The sequence below is a fragment of the Pseudoalteromonas ulvae UL12 genome, from assembly GCF_014925405.1.
GTDB lineage: Bacteria > Pseudomonadota > Gammaproteobacteria > Enterobacterales > Alteromonadaceae > Pseudoalteromonas > Pseudoalteromonas ulvae.
The window spans coordinates 651,627-667,455 of the sequence record NZ_AQHJ01000035.1; the positions used below are offsets into that span (position 1 = coordinate 651,627).

The 15,829-nt window shown below is 39.6% G+C and carries 17 protein-coding genes; 9 read left to right on the forward strand and 8 right to left on the reverse strand.

The features are described 5' to 3' along the window. Window positions 1-3: 3 nt before the first annotated feature. From PULV_RS20950 to bfr (PULV_RS20960), 3 genes are all read left to right on the forward strand, one after another. Window positions 4-486 (forward strand): MgtC/SapB family protein, encoded by a 483-nt coding sequence (locus PULV_RS20950; RefSeq protein WP_193332573.1) that lies wholly within the window; start codon window positions 4-6, stop codon window positions 484-486. A gap of 198 nt (window positions 487-684) precedes the next feature. Beyond that, window positions 685-1,155 carry a bacterioferritin gene (bfr, locus tag PULV_RS20955; RefSeq protein WP_086743531.1) on the forward strand — a complete coding sequence of 157 codons (471 nt, stop codon included), beginning with the start codon at window positions 685-687 and terminating at the stop codon, window positions 1,153-1,155. A 1-nt stretch (window position 1,156) separates the two neighbouring features. Continuing rightward, a complete protein-coding gene (gene bfr, locus PULV_RS20960) occupies window positions 1,157-1,642 on the forward strand; it encodes a bacterioferritin (protein ID WP_086743530.1) in 486 nt (161 codons plus the stop codon). Between the two features lie 47 nt (window positions 1,643-1,689). Here bfr (PULV_RS20960) and PULV_RS20965 read toward each other — a convergent pair whose 3' ends face one another. Beyond that, window positions 1,690-2,118 (reverse strand): YybH family protein, encoded by a 429-nt coding sequence (locus PULV_RS20965; RefSeq protein WP_227009449.1) that lies wholly within the window; start codon window positions 2,116-2,118, stop codon window positions 1,690-1,692. 227 nt (window positions 2,119-2,345) lie between these two features. Between PULV_RS20965 and PULV_RS20970 the strand changes: the two genes are divergently transcribed. Both PULV_RS20970 and PULV_RS20975 read left to right on the forward strand, forming a co-directional pair. Then, the gene (locus PULV_RS20970; RefSeq protein WP_193332574.1) at window positions 2,346-4,586 is read left to right on the forward strand and encodes an acyl-CoA dehydrogenase; all 2,241 of its coding nucleotides are present in this window, start codon (window positions 2,346-2,348) and stop codon (window positions 4,584-4,586) included. Window positions 4,587-4,754: 168 nt separating this feature from the next. After that, a complete protein-coding gene (locus tag PULV_RS20975; RefSeq protein ID WP_193332575.1) occupies window positions 4,755-5,135 on the forward strand; it encodes a cytochrome b562 in 381 nt (126 codons plus the stop codon). A gap of 34 nt (window positions 5,136-5,169) precedes the next feature. Here PULV_RS20975 and ykgO read toward each other — a convergent pair whose 3' ends face one another. Continuing rightward, window positions 5,170-5,310, reverse strand: coding sequence for a type B 50S ribosomal protein L36 (gene ykgO, locus PULV_RS20980; RefSeq protein WP_086743527.1), 141 nt, complete (start codon window positions 5,308-5,310; stop codon window positions 5,170-5,172). A 4-nt stretch (window positions 5,311-5,314) separates the two neighbouring features. After that, window positions 5,315-5,563, reverse strand: coding sequence for a type B 50S ribosomal protein L31 (locus PULV_RS20985; RefSeq protein ID WP_086743526.1), 249 nt, complete (start codon window positions 5,561-5,563; stop codon window positions 5,315-5,317). Between the two features lie 320 nt (window positions 5,564-5,883). On the opposite strand from PULV_RS20985, the gene PULV_RS20990 reads away from it, so the two are divergent. After that, window positions 5,884-6,147 (forward strand): hypothetical protein, encoded by a 264-nt coding sequence (locus tag PULV_RS20990; protein ID WP_086743525.1) that lies wholly within the window; start codon window positions 5,884-5,886, stop codon window positions 6,145-6,147. Here the strand turns inward: PULV_RS20990 and PULV_RS20995 are convergent. After that, a complete protein-coding gene (locus PULV_RS20995; protein ID WP_086743524.1) occupies window positions 6,144-6,794 on the reverse strand; it encodes a DUF6058 family natural product biosynthesis protein in 651 nt (216 codons plus the stop codon). The two genes, PULV_RS20990 and PULV_RS20995, sit on opposite strands and share 4 nt — an antisense overlap. A 194-nt stretch (window positions 6,795-6,988) precedes the next feature. Here PULV_RS20995 and dapA point away from each other — a divergent pair, with 194 nt between their 5' ends. The 3 genes from dapA to PULV_RS21010 all read left to right on the forward strand — a co-directional run bounded on the left by dapA (window position 6,989) and on the right by PULV_RS21010 (window position 11,765). Then, entirely contained in the window at window positions 6,989-7,906 is a 918-nt protein-coding gene (gene dapA, locus PULV_RS21000; protein WP_086743523.1) for a 4-hydroxy-tetrahydrodipicolinate synthase, read from the forward strand. A gap of 154 nt (window positions 7,907-8,060) precedes the next feature. Then, the gene (locus PULV_RS21005; RefSeq protein WP_086743522.1) at window positions 8,061-9,368 is read left to right on the forward strand and encodes a DEAD/DEAH box helicase; all 1,308 of its coding nucleotides are present in this window, start codon (window positions 8,061-8,063) and stop codon (window positions 9,366-9,368) included. A gap of 165 nt (window positions 9,369-9,533) precedes the next feature. Next, window positions 9,534-11,765 carry a carbohydrate binding family 9 domain-containing protein gene (locus tag PULV_RS21010; protein WP_193332576.1) on the forward strand — a complete coding sequence of 744 codons (2,232 nt, stop codon included), beginning with the start codon at window positions 9,534-9,536 and terminating at the stop codon, window positions 11,763-11,765. A 46-nt stretch (window positions 11,766-11,811) separates the two neighbouring features. Here PULV_RS21010 and PULV_RS21015 read toward each other — a convergent pair whose 3' ends face one another. The 4 genes from PULV_RS21015 to PULV_RS21030 all read right to left on the reverse strand — a co-directional run bounded on the left by PULV_RS21015 (window position 11,812) and on the right by PULV_RS21030 (window position 15,820). After that, window positions 11,812-12,066: a Solitary outer membrane autotransporter beta-barrel domain gene (locus tag PULV_RS21015; RefSeq protein WP_193332577.1), complete on the reverse strand. Its 255-nt coding sequence runs from the start codon at window positions 12,064-12,066 to the stop codon at window positions 11,812-11,814. Beyond that, complete coding sequence (locus PULV_RS21020; protein ID WP_193332578.1) at window positions 12,063-12,296, reverse strand: hypothetical protein; 234 nt, start codon at window positions 12,294-12,296, stop codon at window positions 12,063-12,065. Before PULV_RS21020 ends, PULV_RS21015 begins: the two co-directional genes overlap by 4 nt. A gap of 81 nt (window positions 12,297-12,377) precedes the next feature. Continuing rightward, complete coding sequence (locus PULV_RS21025; RefSeq protein ID WP_193332579.1) at window positions 12,378-13,961, reverse strand: AbgT family transporter; 1,584 nt, start codon at window positions 13,959-13,961, stop codon at window positions 12,378-12,380. A gap of 143 nt (window positions 13,962-14,104) precedes the next feature. Beyond that, entirely contained in the window at window positions 14,105-15,820 is a 1,716-nt protein-coding gene (locus tag PULV_RS21030) for an alkaline phosphatase D family protein (protein WP_193332580.1), read from the reverse strand. Window positions 15,821-15,829 lie beyond the last annotated feature (9 nt).

Below are 15,829 nucleotides of genomic sequence, written 5' to 3' on the forward strand. Positions count from 1 at the left end.
GATGTGCAAATTTTCGAGTTATTATCTATCGCGCCATTTCATTGGAGTAAAGTGGGCAGTGCGATTTTATGTGGGCTGATTGTTGGTTTAGAAAGGCAACTGAGGGGGAAACCTGTTGGAATTCGAACCTCCGCTCTCATTGTGTTAGGCACATATTTGTTTATCGCTGCATCAAATTCTTTAAATAATGATATGACAGACACCTCTCGGATCATTGGCCAGGTCGTGACAGGAGTTGGATTTTTAGGGGCGGGTGTGATGCTTGCAAAAGATGGTATTGTGGTAGGGGTCACATCTGCAGCCACTATCTGGGTCCTCGCTGCGATTGGAGTCTCGATTTATGTTGCTGGTGAACTAACAGCAATCAAAATATCTGTGTTGGTTGTGGCAATTCTTTATGGTGTGGATGTGATGGAAGAATATTTTGCCTCTTTAACGCGCGGCGTGCACAGCAAATTTAATAGCTGGAAAAACAAACAAAAATAATTCTAATTATAGAGCCTTTTTTGGCTCTATGTCTTAATGGTAATTACTTCTATTTCTATCTTTACTTGCTTATTTTATAAACTCTGCTTATCGTACTTTTTACTGCTAAACGTTCTAACAAATTCATTTAAAACAAACAGATAACTGCTAAGCTGTTAAGACAAATAAATAGCGCGTCTTCTAATGTATGGGGTTATCATGAAAGGTTCACCAACAATACTATCTATGTTAAATCAGGTGCTTACATCTGAACTAACGTCTATCAACCAGTATTTTTTACATGCTCGAATGTATAAGAACTGGGGCTTAGACGAGTTGAATGAAAAATCTTATAAAAAATCCATTAAAGATATGAAACAAGCCGATGACTTAATTGAGCGAATTTTATTTCTTGAAGGCTTACCAAATCTTCAACAACTCGGAAAGTTATTAATCGGAGAAGAAACAGCAGAAATGCTGCAATGTGATCTTGATTTTCAAACCGATCAAATTACCTTGTTACGCTCAGCTATTGCGCTGGCAGAGCAAGAACAAGACTATGTTAGTCGAGAATTATTGAATGATATTCTGGAATATGAAGAAGAGCATGTTGATTGGATAGAAACACAGCAATCCTTAATTCACAATATCGGCTTAGCGAATTACTTACAAAGTATGATGGAGGAATAACATGAAAGGCCATCAAAATATAATCGATTTACTGAATAAGCAGCTAACACTCGAATTAACATCGATGGATCAGTATTTGGCTCATAGTAAATTGTATGAAGATTGGGGTATTGAAAAACTCCATCAGCAACTTAGTCACGAATACGAAGAAGAGCTCGATCATGCAAAGCAAATCATTGAGCGCATTTTGTTTCTTGAAGGGAAGCCAGATACGGCATCGCGAGCACCGATTCATGTCGGAGATAATGTCGAGCAAATGCTCAAAAATGATTTAGCAGCAGAGCAAGTTGTCGCTGAAAGTTTAAGAAATATTATGACAGTGTGTGAGCAGCAACAAGATTATGTGACCCGTGATATGTTGCAAGCACTCTTAAATGATACAGAGACAGATCATATATATTGGTTAGAGCAACATCTTGGATTAATAGATAAAATTGGCATCGCTAATTATATCCAATCTCAAATGAGTGCAGGTACACCGGGTTAAAGCAATCGACTGAGTCAATAATTGCAATCTTATTGACTCAGTTATTTTTAACTACTGTGATCTATAATAATTTTCCATTGGCCATCAATTTTTTTCCACAACAAAGTATAAAAGCCTGAAACATCTTGTGTTTCTTTGTAAAGAGTCCATTTTCCAAGTACAAACGCTGTTTTTTCAGTTGTCTCAACAGATAATATTTCAAATTTAAGCTGACCCATTGCCTCTTTTGTCGGATAACTGAGTTTGTAGTTATCTAACGTCGCTTGCCATCCATATTTAATGCCATTTTTACCAACAAACTGAAGCTTTTCTGATTGCCAATACCCTGCCATATACTGCTCTAATTGCCCCTTATTCCACGCCGTTTCTTGCGCTGTCATGATCGATATTATTTCATCTTTATCAGTATTTGCTTGTACGAAAAAAGCCAAAAACATGCTGGAAAGAATAATAAACAAGTGTTTGTAGTTGGTCATTTGTACTCTCATTAAGTGAAGTCGAGTTGATTTTACCGTATTGAAAGCAGAATCAAGTAATAAAATACAGTCAATCTTAGTTAGCTAACATACTGATATAAATAACAAATGCTCATTTAGATTACATTTAATTAAATTAAATGTAAAAAAAATTATTTAGAGTAATTGATCTAATCACAAAATTATGACGTAATAGTGTTAATTAAATCTGGTCGGATGAGTTGATTATGAGCTTAAGAACTACATTAAAAAAAGTATTACCAAGTATCTCTATTACAGAGCAAGAAGCACTTGATGCGGGCGATGTTTGGTTAGAAGGATCTATTTATCAGGGTAAACCTGATTTTTCTGCGTTACGCGCTGTACCAAAAGCTGAGCTGTCTGCTGAAGAGCAAGCTTTTTTGGATGGCCCAGTCGCTGAGCTATTAGAGCTAATTGATGATACTGAAATCCAAAATGGTAAACACTTACCTGATTATATTTTAGATTTTTTGAAAAAAGAGCGTTTCTTCTCATTAATCATTCCAAAAGAATTTGGTGGCCGTGAATTTAGTCCGTATGCAAATTCGACCATAGTTGCAACAATCGCAACGAAAAGTTCAGGTGTTGCGGTAACTGTAATGGTACCAAACTCATTAGGCCCTGGTGAGCTACTTATGCACTACGGTACTGATGAGCAGCGTGCATTTTGGTTGCCTCGTTTATCAAACGGCACCGATATACCTTGTTTTGCATTAACAAGCCCTGAAGCGGGTTCAGATGCTGGTGGCATTCCTGATATTGGTGTGGTCACAAAAGGCATGTATGAAGGTAAAGAAGTCCTTGGCTTAAATGTTACTTGGGACAAACGTTATATTACACTTGCGCCAATTGCGACGGTATTAGGCCTTGCGTTTAAAGTGCGTGACCCAGATGGTTTACTTGGTGACAAACAAGATCTCGGAATTACCTGTGCTCTTATCCCTAAACAACATCCTGGTGTTGAATTAGGCAACCGTCATGATCCGATGGGGATCCGTTTTTATAACGGAACAACTCGTGGAAATAATGTATTTATTCCGATGGAATTTATCATCGGTGGCCAAAAGAATATCGGTCGTGGTTGGCAAATGCTAGTGAGTTGTTTGGGTGCGGGACGTGGTATTTCGTTACCGGCCTTAGGATGCTCAACAAGCCACGTGGCATTAAAATCTGCCAGTGAATATGCAGCGGTGCGAGAGCAATTTGGTTTATCAATTGGTCAATTTGAAGGTATCCAAGAAAAACTTGCAGACATTGCAGGCAAAACATTTTTACAAGAATCGATGCGTGTTTTGACGACTGAAGGGCTAGGGTTAGGTTTGAAACCGTCAGTTGTTACCGCGATAGCTAAATACCACATGACAGAAATAGGCCGTGATACCCTTGATTCTGCAATGGATATCCAAGCAGGTAAGGCAATTCAGTGTGGTCCTCAAAATACTCTTGCAAAAGGGTATGTGGCGCAACCAATAGCAATCACTGTTGAAGGTGCCAATATCTTAACGCGTAATTTGATGATTTTTGGTCAAGGTGTAATGCGTTGTCATCCTTATCTGCAATCTATGGTTGAAGCAATTCACAGCGATGATAAAAATGCAGATAAAGAATTTAACAAAATCTTCAGAAAGACAGTGGGATACAGCGTTTCAAACAGCCTACGATCGTTCCGTTTAGGCTTATTACCATTTTCTGCCGGTGCAACGTCAGCATTAGCTGAAGTCAAACCATATGAAAAATCAGTGCAGCAATTAGCGTCCAAATTGGCGGTGTATGCAGATTTCTCTTTGTTGGTACTCGGTGGCAAGCTTAAGCAGGCAGAGTTACTTTCTGCACGTTTAGGTGATGTTATGAGTTACTTGTATGCAGCGATGGCGTGTATTCGTTTTTACGAGCAAAAAGTAGATGCTGAAGAGCGAGCTCAAGCTGCACCGTATTTTCATTACGCAACACGTTGGGCGTTGATGAATGCAGAAAACGCTTTACTGGCGTTTTTGGATAACTTCCCATCAGGTGCTACACGTAAGTTTATGCGCTTAATTACAGTGACTTACAGTGCAAAAATGCCAAAAATATCAGATGATTTAATTCGTGAGCTTGCTGAGCAAGCGCAGCTTGATACACGTTTTAAGAAAAAACTAACACATTTAGTTAAATCTGTTCCTGGTGACGGTCATTACATCAATGAGCAAGCATATAAAGCGAAACTTGATTGTTTAGACTTACTTAAAACAGTTAAAAAGGCATTACGCAGCAAAACAATACAGGCAGGGGTTCGTTTTTCACAAACCCTAGAAAATGCCTTAGCTGCTAATGTGATCAATGCTGATGAGCACAAAAAGTTAGTCGATTACAATCTTAAGCGTGAGCGCGCAATTCGCGTCGATGAATATGATTATGATCTCAATATTTTAGCTGAACACTCTGAGTTAAAAGTAGCGAACCAGTAATACATTTCAACAATGATTGAACGCTATGGTTGTCGATGAGAATTGCATAGCGTTATTTATTTCAAGCCTCGCCACTTTGGTGAGGCTTTTTTGATTATGTAAAGGGGCTTTACACTTGGTTGTCTGCTTGCCTTAGCTTATAATTGCCGCTCAATCATGAGGGGATGTATGAAATATTTGATTTTAGTCTTGATACTGGTGAGCCAATCGCTGGTCGCTCAGAACAATGATTTGTCATTAACAATGAAAAATATGGGACTGAGTTATAAAAATGCAATTCAAGCGACAGATCCCGAATCATTAGAAACCCATTTAATTGATATGCTCGGTTATCTCAAACAAAGTGAGCAATTTAGCTTTAACGATAAAAAAGAAGCCTCTTTGGAAGGTCTTAAAAAAGTTGCGAATATTGTCAAACAAGCTCAAGCGTTTAATCAAGCAGGAGAGTTTGATAAAGCTATTTTACATCTTAAACCGATTGATAAATTGCGGAAAAAATACCATAAGCTTCATGAGCCAAGTTTTTGGGATTTATTGTTTGGTCAGTAGTAGGCACGCAATTATGCCTACTATTTATTGTTGATCAGCGCTTCTTTTTTTTCCCTTGCACTGCTTTAAAACGAGGCTCCGTTTTACAGATCACGTAAACTCGACCTTTACGTTTTACCACTTGGCAATCTCTATGGCGAGATTTAGCACTTTTAAGCGAACTTAATACTTTCATATTCTTAACTCACTATATTCTTAAAACGACGATTAAACTGAGCCACTCGGCCATCTGATTTAGTGAGCTTTTGTTTACCAGTATAAAAAGGGTGTGATTCACTAGACACATCAATTGGATAGTACGGGTATGTCACGCCATCGATATCAATTGTGCGATCTGTTGCTATTGTTGATCCTACGATAAAGTATTTATCAATGGCGGTATCATGAAATGCCACTTGCTGATAAGCAGGGTGAATATTGGGTTTCATAGTGCTGCTCTATATTGTTACAAGATAACATAACTATAAGTTACTTATTAATGAGAATCAATATCATTTTCATAAATATGTAAAAAGACTGAGTTACCTTATAAATCGAGCAAAGGATGCTGCCATAAAATAGATTAATCGTATCGCCCAACACGCCCTAGTTTGGTGTTTCTATGTTTGTTTGGTTGATTTCAAATGCAGAAGAATTATAAAAGTGTTTACTTTAGCAGCAAACAGTGTGTCTAAAGCGAAATTAGACTGGCTAATTCATGTAACACTGGTATAACAAGATAAGTAACACTTGTTAAGGAGCATGTGAGATGAACAAACAAAGTACAGAACTTAACTCGACTTGTTTAGCTGCAATTAAAGCCCAAGATGAAAAGCTCGATGTATTTGCTCAAATCAATGAAGCTAATATTTCAGCTGAAAATTTAATTAACTTATTAGCGCACTATCAATCTATGAGCGAAAATGATGACGATGATATGGTTGATGCGTGGTTAGATAATCTATCTGATTTAGATAAAAAAATACTTCAGGCATTTGAAATTAGCCGCGGCCGTTTTGAACACAGCCACTAAGCTTTTAAGTTATATAATTTTATCGTGTCATCGATAAATCGTTTACGATAACTGGTATCTCGTTCATGAGGTGCGAAATGGCTTAAAGATTTATTCAGCTTTTTGACGGCTGTGCGAATAATCTGTTTTTCATCTGAATCTAACTCTGGCTTAGTGTGTAACTGAGTAATGTCTGAGATAAGGCTGATCGCAACTTCCATTTCGACAATTTCTTCAATAAACCCATTTTGTGTCAGTAAGCCAAATTTACCATTTAGAAAATATTGCCATTGATTTTGTACATGCTCAGCGAACTCTTCATTGAAAGATTCATCCGAGCAGCTCATGCCTTGTTGCGCCAGTGTACTTAGGTGCTGGCCGTATTGGGTAAAAAACAGCTCAAATGCTTGTGATGAAGTGAGTTCAGGTTTGCTATTGAGTACTTTTGCCCACTTAACATAACCTCTTGGGTAATAATCCCAGTATTCAGTGCACTGATGTAGCCCATAGTAAGAACTACACTCAATCTGACTCTTAAGTCTATATGCCGGTTTAGGGAATAAGCCCTTGTCTTGCCAATTGATCAGCGTGTCTTCATCAATCTGACAGCTTTGTAATAAAGCTGATTGATCAAAATAATAATTAGAAAGATATTCAAATAAACTCATATTGTACTCAATAATAAATACTGTTTTTATATACAGTATTTATTTTGGCAAAGGCTACTGATTTTTACAACCTCTATTTATCTCAATTGACATTTTATTTACTGAATTAACCCACTTTATTTGTTCAAGGGCTCGGAAATAAAAGTGAATTATGGTAAAACGTGTGCAGTTTTTACTTGGATAGAATATTAATCATGCGCTCAATCGAACAACTTAAAAATGCGTCACTCATCACAGCAATTAAAACACCTTACTTAGAAAATGGTGAGATAGACCTTCCAACGTACGATGCGTTAGTCGAAAGTCAAATCAGCGCAGGAGTGGATGGTATTGTTGTCGGTGGCACAACAGGTGAAGGGCAGTTAATGAACTGGGAAGAGCATTTAATGCTTATCGCCCACAGTGTCGCTCAGTTTTCATCGCGGATTATTATTGTAGGTAATACTGGCAGTAATAATACACGTGAAGCGATAAAAGCGACTGAGTATGGTTTTGCTACTGGAATGGATGCCGCTTTACAAATTAATCCTTATTATGGTCGTTCATCACTGACTGGCGTAACAGAGCATTTAACTCGTTTACTCGATATTGGACCTGCGTTTATCTACAACGTTCCAGGTCGAACAGGGCAAGACTTAACGCCTGATTTACTTGTCCCTTTGAGCCAGCATCGCCATTTTATCGGCATCAAAGAATGTGCAGGGAATGAACGCATCGCAGAATATGAACAACAAGGCATTGCCTGTTGGTCAGGCAATGATGATGAATCACACGATAGCCGCCATCTGCACGGTTCTCATGGAGTGATTTCTGTCACATCAAACATTATTCCCGCGGTGATGAGACGCCTGATGGATGAACGCAATGATGAGCTGAATCAACAATGCCAGTCGCTCATGTCGTGGTTGTTTTGTGAACCTAACCCCATTGCGATTAACACTGCTTTAATGATGACATCAGCAGTTAAACCTGTATTTCGATTGCCTTATGTGCCGTTAAGTGATGTACAGATTGAGCAAGGTTTGTCGCTGCTAAACGGGTTTGCCGCGGAGCAATTAGTCGGTACTCGCGCAACCATACTCAAACAAGCCAATTTTATCCTGTCAGCATAGAGTTTTGGGGCTATGCCCCAACCATCAAAAAAATGGTCAATTAACCAATAACAGCGTTTTATAAAAGATAACTTGGGACATAGACTTATTATTCAAGTATAATTTGCGGCCAAATTTTCATCTTTGCGGTGAAATACTGCGTTAGGAATACACAATGAATTTTAAGTCTTTTAGTTTTGCTCCTGAAATATTACGAGCAATTGATGAATGTGGTTATACCGAGTTAAGCCCAATCCAACAATTGGCTATTCCGCATATTCGTCGTGGCCATGACGTGTTAGCCAATGCACAAACTGGAACCGGTAAAACAGCTGCATTTGCCTTACCTATCTTACAAAAACTGATTGATAATCCTAGCGAGCGTATCGCCTCAAATGCAAAAGTATTAGTACTGGCCCCAACTCGCGAATTGGCTGAACAAATCGCGAATAGCTTTGAGCGTTACGGCCAATATTTAGACATAAAAGTTGCGGCAATTTATGGCGGTGTGAGCCATAAAGGTCAAGCTAATAAGCTCAAAGATGGCGCGGATATCATCGTGGCCACACCGGGTCGTCTTCTTGAACACATCCAAATGTGTAATGTGTCACTGTCTCACGTTAACTTTTTAGTTCTAGATGAAGCTGACCGTATGTTAGATATGGGTTTTATCAACGATATCAAACAATTGATGGCAGCCGTCAATGATGAACGCCAAACGCTGCTTTTTTCTGCAACGTACCCAAGTGCGATGAAGAAGTTTTCAGCCTCAGTATTAAAGCAACCCAAAATTGTACAGGCGACCAAAGATAATACCACCGCAGAAACCGTTCAGCACGTGGTTTACCCTGTTGAAGAGCGCCGTAAAAACGAACTTCTGAGTGAATTAATAGGGCGTAAAAATTGGCATCAAGTCCTTGTGTTTGTCAATATGCGCGATACGGCTTCAAGTGTAGTTGAAGAGCTAAATCAATACGGGATCACTGCGGCAATGTGCCATGGTGATAAAACTCAAGGTGCAAGACGACGTGCATTGCGTGAGTTTAAAGAAGGAAAAGTCCGTGTATTAGTGGCCACAGAAGTCGCTGCACGAGGTCTTGATATTGAAGGGTTAGAACGTGTCATTAATGTTGATTTACCTTTCTTAGCTGAAGATTATGTCCATCGCATCGGTCGTACTGGGCGTGCGGGTAAATCAGGTCAAGCGGTGTCATTTGTTAGCCGTGAAGAAGAGCACACACTTGCAAACATTGAAGCACTGATTGGTAATCAAATCCGTCGGATTTACTATCCTGGCTTTGAGGTCAGCAACCGCGATGCACTCATTAAGAACATTAACAGTACGCCGGCTCATCGACGCAGAAAAGCTCGGGTGAATAGCCCTGGTGGTCAAGAGCAAGGTGAAGCGCGGATTAAAAACCGGAAGAAAATCTCGAGTGTTCGTTCAGCGGTCAAAAAAACGAAACTCACTTTGAAAAAATAATCTTAGTGCTCAATAATGAATCAGCCCCGCAAGGGGCTTTTTTAATCCTTAAGTATTAAAGGTTAATATATTGTTGAATTTTCGAGGATCAAACGTTCCAAAAATAGATAAATCCATTTAGAATTGCGGCAGTTTTTTCGTAACTTACTATTTATATGGAAATTTATGTTTTTTAATGCAAAGACAGCCGTTATTTTTTCTCTCTTCATTTCCAATTTCATGTTCAATGCTCATGGGAGTATTACTAAGCAGCATTTTGAATTAGTTCATCAATCAGCAGATATCAGCCTCGATGGGCATGTATCAGAAGCTGAATGGTCTCATGCCACATATATTCCGCTGATTTATCAAAATGAGCCAAATGAGCGTGGCACCCCCCCAGTTAAAACGGATGCGTATTTGTTTGAAGACGGTGAATATTTATATGTAGCATTTAAAGCCTATGATCCAGATCCGACTAAAATAAGAGCTGCGTTGCGTGACCGGGATGATCTCTGGGCTGATGATAATGTGGCACTGATGATCGATACATTTAATGATGAGCGCACAGGTTACGAATTTTATGTCAATCCATTAGGGGCGCAAGGTGATATGCGCATGACAGATATCAATGGTTGGGCTGAGGATGATTCGTGGAATGCGATTTGGGATAGTGCAGCTACCATTACCTCTGAAGGTTATTTTGTTGAAATGCGGATCCCTTTTACTGCGTTACGTTTTCCTAAGAGTCAGCAAGCGCAAACTTGGAGTATCGCAGTATGGCGAAATTACCCTCGTGATGTGTTATATCAAACTTCGAATGTAGGCTTTGACTGGAATGTAGTCTGTAGCTTGTGCCAATTCGACAAAATAACAGGCTTAGAAAACGTTACACCCAGTCGTAATTTGCAACTTACCCCTACTTTTACCGCTTTGCGTCATGATGAAAAACAGTCAGTCCCGGGGCCGTGGCAGCAAGGGGATATTGATAACGAATTGGGCCTTGATTTGCGCTGGGGTATTACGCAAGATGCCGTCCTTAATGCGACCCTAAACCCTGATTTTTCAACCGTTGAAGCCGATTCAGCTCAGCTTGATATTAATACTAATTATTCATTATTTTATGCTGAACGCCGTGCGTTTTTTCTAGATGGGGCTTCGTTTTTTAATAACAACCATTTTGATTTAGTGTACACCCGTAACATTGCGGATCCGGATGTTGGGGTAAAAATAACCGGAAAAACCGATGTACACAGTTATGGCTTAATGTTGAGTGATGATAAAAATACCAGCCTTATTTTGCCTTCAAATCAGGGCTCTCTACTAGTTAATCTAAACGATGAATCAAAAGTTGCGATTGGTAGTTATCAACTCGATATAGGTAATCAACATTCGTTAGGATTAATGGCCACACACCGTGAAACTGATGATTATCAGAATTCAGTTTTGTCACTAGGTGGGGCGTATTGGTTCAATCAAACCGACAGTGTTCAATATCAGTTAACCCACAGTAACACCTCTAACTCACTGTTTTTACAAGATACCTTTAACTTAGATGAACAACAAAGCGACACCGCCTATAAAGTGGAGTTTTATCGAGAGAATCGTGATTATGAGCTATTTGCGAGTGTCGAAGAAGTGGGTAAAGATTTTCGAGCGGATCTTGGATTCGTCACTAAAAGTGATTATAAAAAATATTTGGTTGGGGGTGGTCAAACTTGGTATGGAGATGAAAACAGTCTGCTGACTTCTTGGGAATATGAAACTGATTGGGATAAAACCTATGCGCAAAATGGTGATACATTAGAAGAAGAAGTCGAGCTCTCGGTGTTATTGAAATCCCAACTTCAATCTTATTTGCGAGTCGGACTGATCCATCGCGATGAGTTTTATTTTAATGATTTCTTTTTACAAAATATTGCTTATGTACAAGCGGGGTTATCCCCAACAAAAGATTTAAAATTAACCTTATATTCCAGTGTGGGTAATAAAATCGATTACACCAATGCAGAGCTTGGTGATTCTTTTGAATTTGAGCCTGCAATCACCTGGGATGTGAGTGATCATCTTCAGCTTATTTTGTCTCATCAATATAGCAAATTAGAGACTGATAATCAGCGTGTCTTTACCGCCAATGTCACTGATTTACGTGCGTATTATAAATTTAATATGCGTAGTATGCTAAAACTGGTGTTACAGTTTGAAGATATTGACCGTGAGCAAGCAGCCTATTATTTTCCTGTTGATAAGCGTAATCGTGAATATGGTTCTCAATTAGTTTATTCATATAAAATTAATTCGCAGACACTGTTTTATCTGGGATATTCAGATGCCGGTTATCAAGATGATTCATTACGCCATTTAGAAAAAGATCAACGAACGTTTTTTACAAAATTTAGTTACGCTTGGCAAATGTAAAAAAGCCCACACTACTTTACAAATGTACTTTGTGAAGTAGTGTGGATTAAAATTCATCGATATAAAACACAATACTGCCACCTGCGAGTACACTACCTGTGTGAATATTGAGACCAATCGCTAAATTAGTAAACCACGTTGTATAGGGACTGACATCAAATAACACCCTGATCCCATATTTATAAAAGTGATCGACATCAAACGCTGCTTTACTGTCAGCTGCCAAAGCCACACGTTGGGCTTTAAGATAAAAAGCAGGTTGCATATTTATAATGTAACCTAAATCAAACTTAGCTTTCACCCCATTGATGATATGCAAACCTTGTGGTTATAAGCATTTACGAGTTTAAAAGTTGGATTAATTATTTCTAGTGGATCAAAGTGGCCATAACTGATAGTGACAGCATCACGTTGAGTGAGTAAATGACTTGTGGCGTAGAGTGTTTCGAGCTGCTGTTTAACATACTGCGTTGAATAAACAGGGAATGAATACAAAGCGATAATCAAAAGATAGGCATAGCTGATATGCACAATACAATCCATAGAAGAATGTTTAGTTGAATTTAAATTAACACGTAAAAAAAATGCCAGTTAAAACTGGCATTTAAATATTTAAGGTTGGTAATAAATAGGGGAATTAGGCCCAACAGGTAATCCTGCAGCGAATACCCAAATATAAAATAGCAGCACCCAGCCAAAGAAAAACACAATACTATAAGGCAACATGGTGGCCACTAATGTGCCAATCCCCATATCTTTTTTGTACTTGGTCGCCACTGCGAGTATCAAGCCAAAATAACTCATCATAGGTGTAATTAGATTGGTTACTGAATCACCGATACGATAAGCCGCTTGAATGGTCTCTGGTGCATAACCAATTAACATTAGCATCGGGACAAAAATGGGGGCGGTCACGGCCCATTGTGCAGATGAAGATCCCAATGTTAAGTTAACAAGTGCACACATGAAGATGAACAATACAAAGACTTCCGGACCTGTTAAGTTAAGCGCTTGCAACATGGCCGCGCCATTAATGGCTAAAATTGTGCCTAAGTTTGTCCATTTAAAAAACGCAACAAACTGCGCGGCAAAAAAGACCAACACAATATACATGCCCATTGAGCTCATGCTCTTACTCATGGCATTGATCACATCAACATCATTTTTCATGGTCCCGACAACTTTTCCGTATACAAAGCCAGGAATACCAAAAGTAATAAAGATGAAGACAACAATCCCTTTTAGAAACGGTGAACCTTTCATCAGTCCAGTTTCAGGGTTGAGCAAGATGCCATCATCTGGCACAACTGTCCATGCGAGTAAGATAACCATAAATAACAATGCGATACCGGCACTGATCAGACCTTTCTTTTCTAGAGGGCTTAGGTGTTCGATATTCGTTTCGAGTGGTTCACTTGCTTCATTTTCGTTGTATTTGCCCAGCCTAGGTTCAACAATTTTTTCGGTGACAAGTGTGCCCAAAATAGCAATGAGGAACGTTGAAATCATCATGAAATACCAGTTTGCCTCAGGGCTTACTTGGTAGGTTGGATCAATCATTTGTGCTGCAGGGGTGGTGATCCCGGCGAGTAATGGGTCAATCGTGCCGAGTAATAAATTCGCACTATAACCACCAGATACCCCAGCAAACGCAGCGGCTAAACCAGCTAGAGGATGACGACCTAGGCTATGGAAAATCATTGCAGCGAGCGGAATGAGGACGACATAACCGAGTTCAGACGCGGTATTTGATAAAATTGCCGCAAACACAACCATGAAGGTGACTAGCCGTTTTGAAGCGCCCATTACCATGCCGCGCATTGCGGCGGATAATAAACCAGAATGCTCAGCAACACTGACACCTAGCAGAGCAACAAGCACAGTGCCAAGTGGTGCAAAGCCAGTGAAGTTTGTAACTAAACCTGTGACTATTTTTTGTAAACCTTCTGCGCTTAATAAACTAACGACTTCAATAACACCATCTGGATCTCGGCCTTTAGCTCCTTCAGGACGTGGATCAATGGCGCTTAAGCCAAACCAATCTGCGATTCCACTAAAAACAATGATAGCAACACAAAACATTGCAAATAAGGTAATGGGGTGGGGCAGCATATTGCCCAAATATTCAACGGTTGCCAAAAAACGGTTAAACAAACCACCATTTTTTTGTGCTGGTTGAGGAGTAGTAACAGCCATAAATCAGCGCCTAAATTCAAAAAATTAGCGAAATCTATCACTTATAAGCCGTAAGTTCGAGAAAAATACGATGGACTTACGGCTAACAACGATAAAAATGGTTAGGTGATGATTTATTACTCGACCTTGAAAATGCGTCGGGGTTAACCTTTCACACGGTAGCCAGCTTGATTGGTATTAACCTGATAATCATTACTGAGCACGTTATCAACAAACACCCATTGAGTATTTACGAGTTCCTTAGTGAAAGTTAAAGTCATATACCCTCGTTGGCGAATATTACAAAAACGTAAGTCATCAACCAGAAAGTTTAAGCCTTTTTCAAACGCAAGCGCACTGGGCTCATCTAGGCTAAGGTAGCTTTCAAGTCCAGGGGACGATACCGAAGGTGTAGCAAATTCAAAACCAACTTTATCTCCTTGACTATCAGTTAAATCACCGGCCCATGCATTATGGGTATCACCCGCTAAGACGATAAGATTTTTGTTATAGGCTTTTGCTGTTGCTAAAATCATTTCTCTTTCAATTGGGTAGCCATCCCACGCGTCTAAATTATAGGGTGCACGTGTATTAATTCGGGCTAAATCGAATTCGGTTAAGCTAGGATCTTGGCTGAGCTGACGAACTCTCAAGTCTGCTAATTGTTGAAACTGCTGAGCAATCATTGGACTTGGGCTTGCAAGGCTAGCTAATAATTCAGCAGGAATTGCCATACGAGTCATCAGGACTTGTTGCCCTAATACCTGCCATGTTGATTCAGATTGGACGATTTGGCTTTGTAACCAGCTCAATTGTGTTGTGCCAAGGAGCGCACGATTGGGATTAGATAAATCCGCTATAAAGCCAGCTTGATCAATTTGACCTGTAACAGGGTCGATATAATCACTGTATTCAAGTTGTGGGCTGCGTGCTTCAAGCCGTGTATCGAGCATATAAAGCGAGAGCAAATCACCAAATTGAAACTGTCGGTATAACGATTCAGTCTCATTTTGAACAAATGGTCTAATGGGCATCCATTCAAAATAAGCCTGCAAGGCGGCCAATTTACGAGTGTGAAAATCGCCTTCTCCTTCATTATGATTTTCAGCACCTTGCTGATGAGCATCATTAGCAACTTCATGATCATCCCAAATAGCAATGAAAGGGAGCTGCTGATGTAAAGCTTGCAGTGCGTTATCAGTGCGATAATGGGCATAACGCTTACGGTAATCTTCTAAAGAGAAAAGCTCACCTTCATTATCCTGGGCTAAACTGCGTCCTATCTCTTGGGCATTGTCAGTGGCATACCCACCCATACCATATTCGTAAATATAGTCACCTAAGTGGATTACTGCATCAAGATCAGTTTGCACGGCAATATCTGCATAGACATTAAAATGCCCAGCAGGGTAATTAGCACAAGACACAACGGCAAACTTTGCTTGATTAAGCGCACCGACGGCAAGAGTTGAGAATTGACCTGTTACGGAGGTGGCCGTATTGGTTTTAAAACGATAATAATAGCGAGTGCCAGCTTCTAGGCCAATTGCATCTAGTTTGAGGGTGTAATCCGAAGAAGCTAACGCAGTGAGTACTTCTTGTATCACTATGGTGTTAAAATCTGCATCAGTGGCAATGTCTAGGCTGACGAGCACTGATGATGGACTACCTTCTGGCGTGACTCTTGTCCATAAAATTGCCCGATCAGCTAATGGATCGCCACTGGCAACACCGTGGTTAAAATATGTTTCAAAGTCATTGATGCTGAGTTGCTCATTTACATCATCATTATTACACCCACTTAAAAGTGAAGTAGTTGATACCACACCAAATCCCATTAATGAGGCTTTGATAAAATCGCGACGGTTTATTGTTGTCATAGTTGTTAC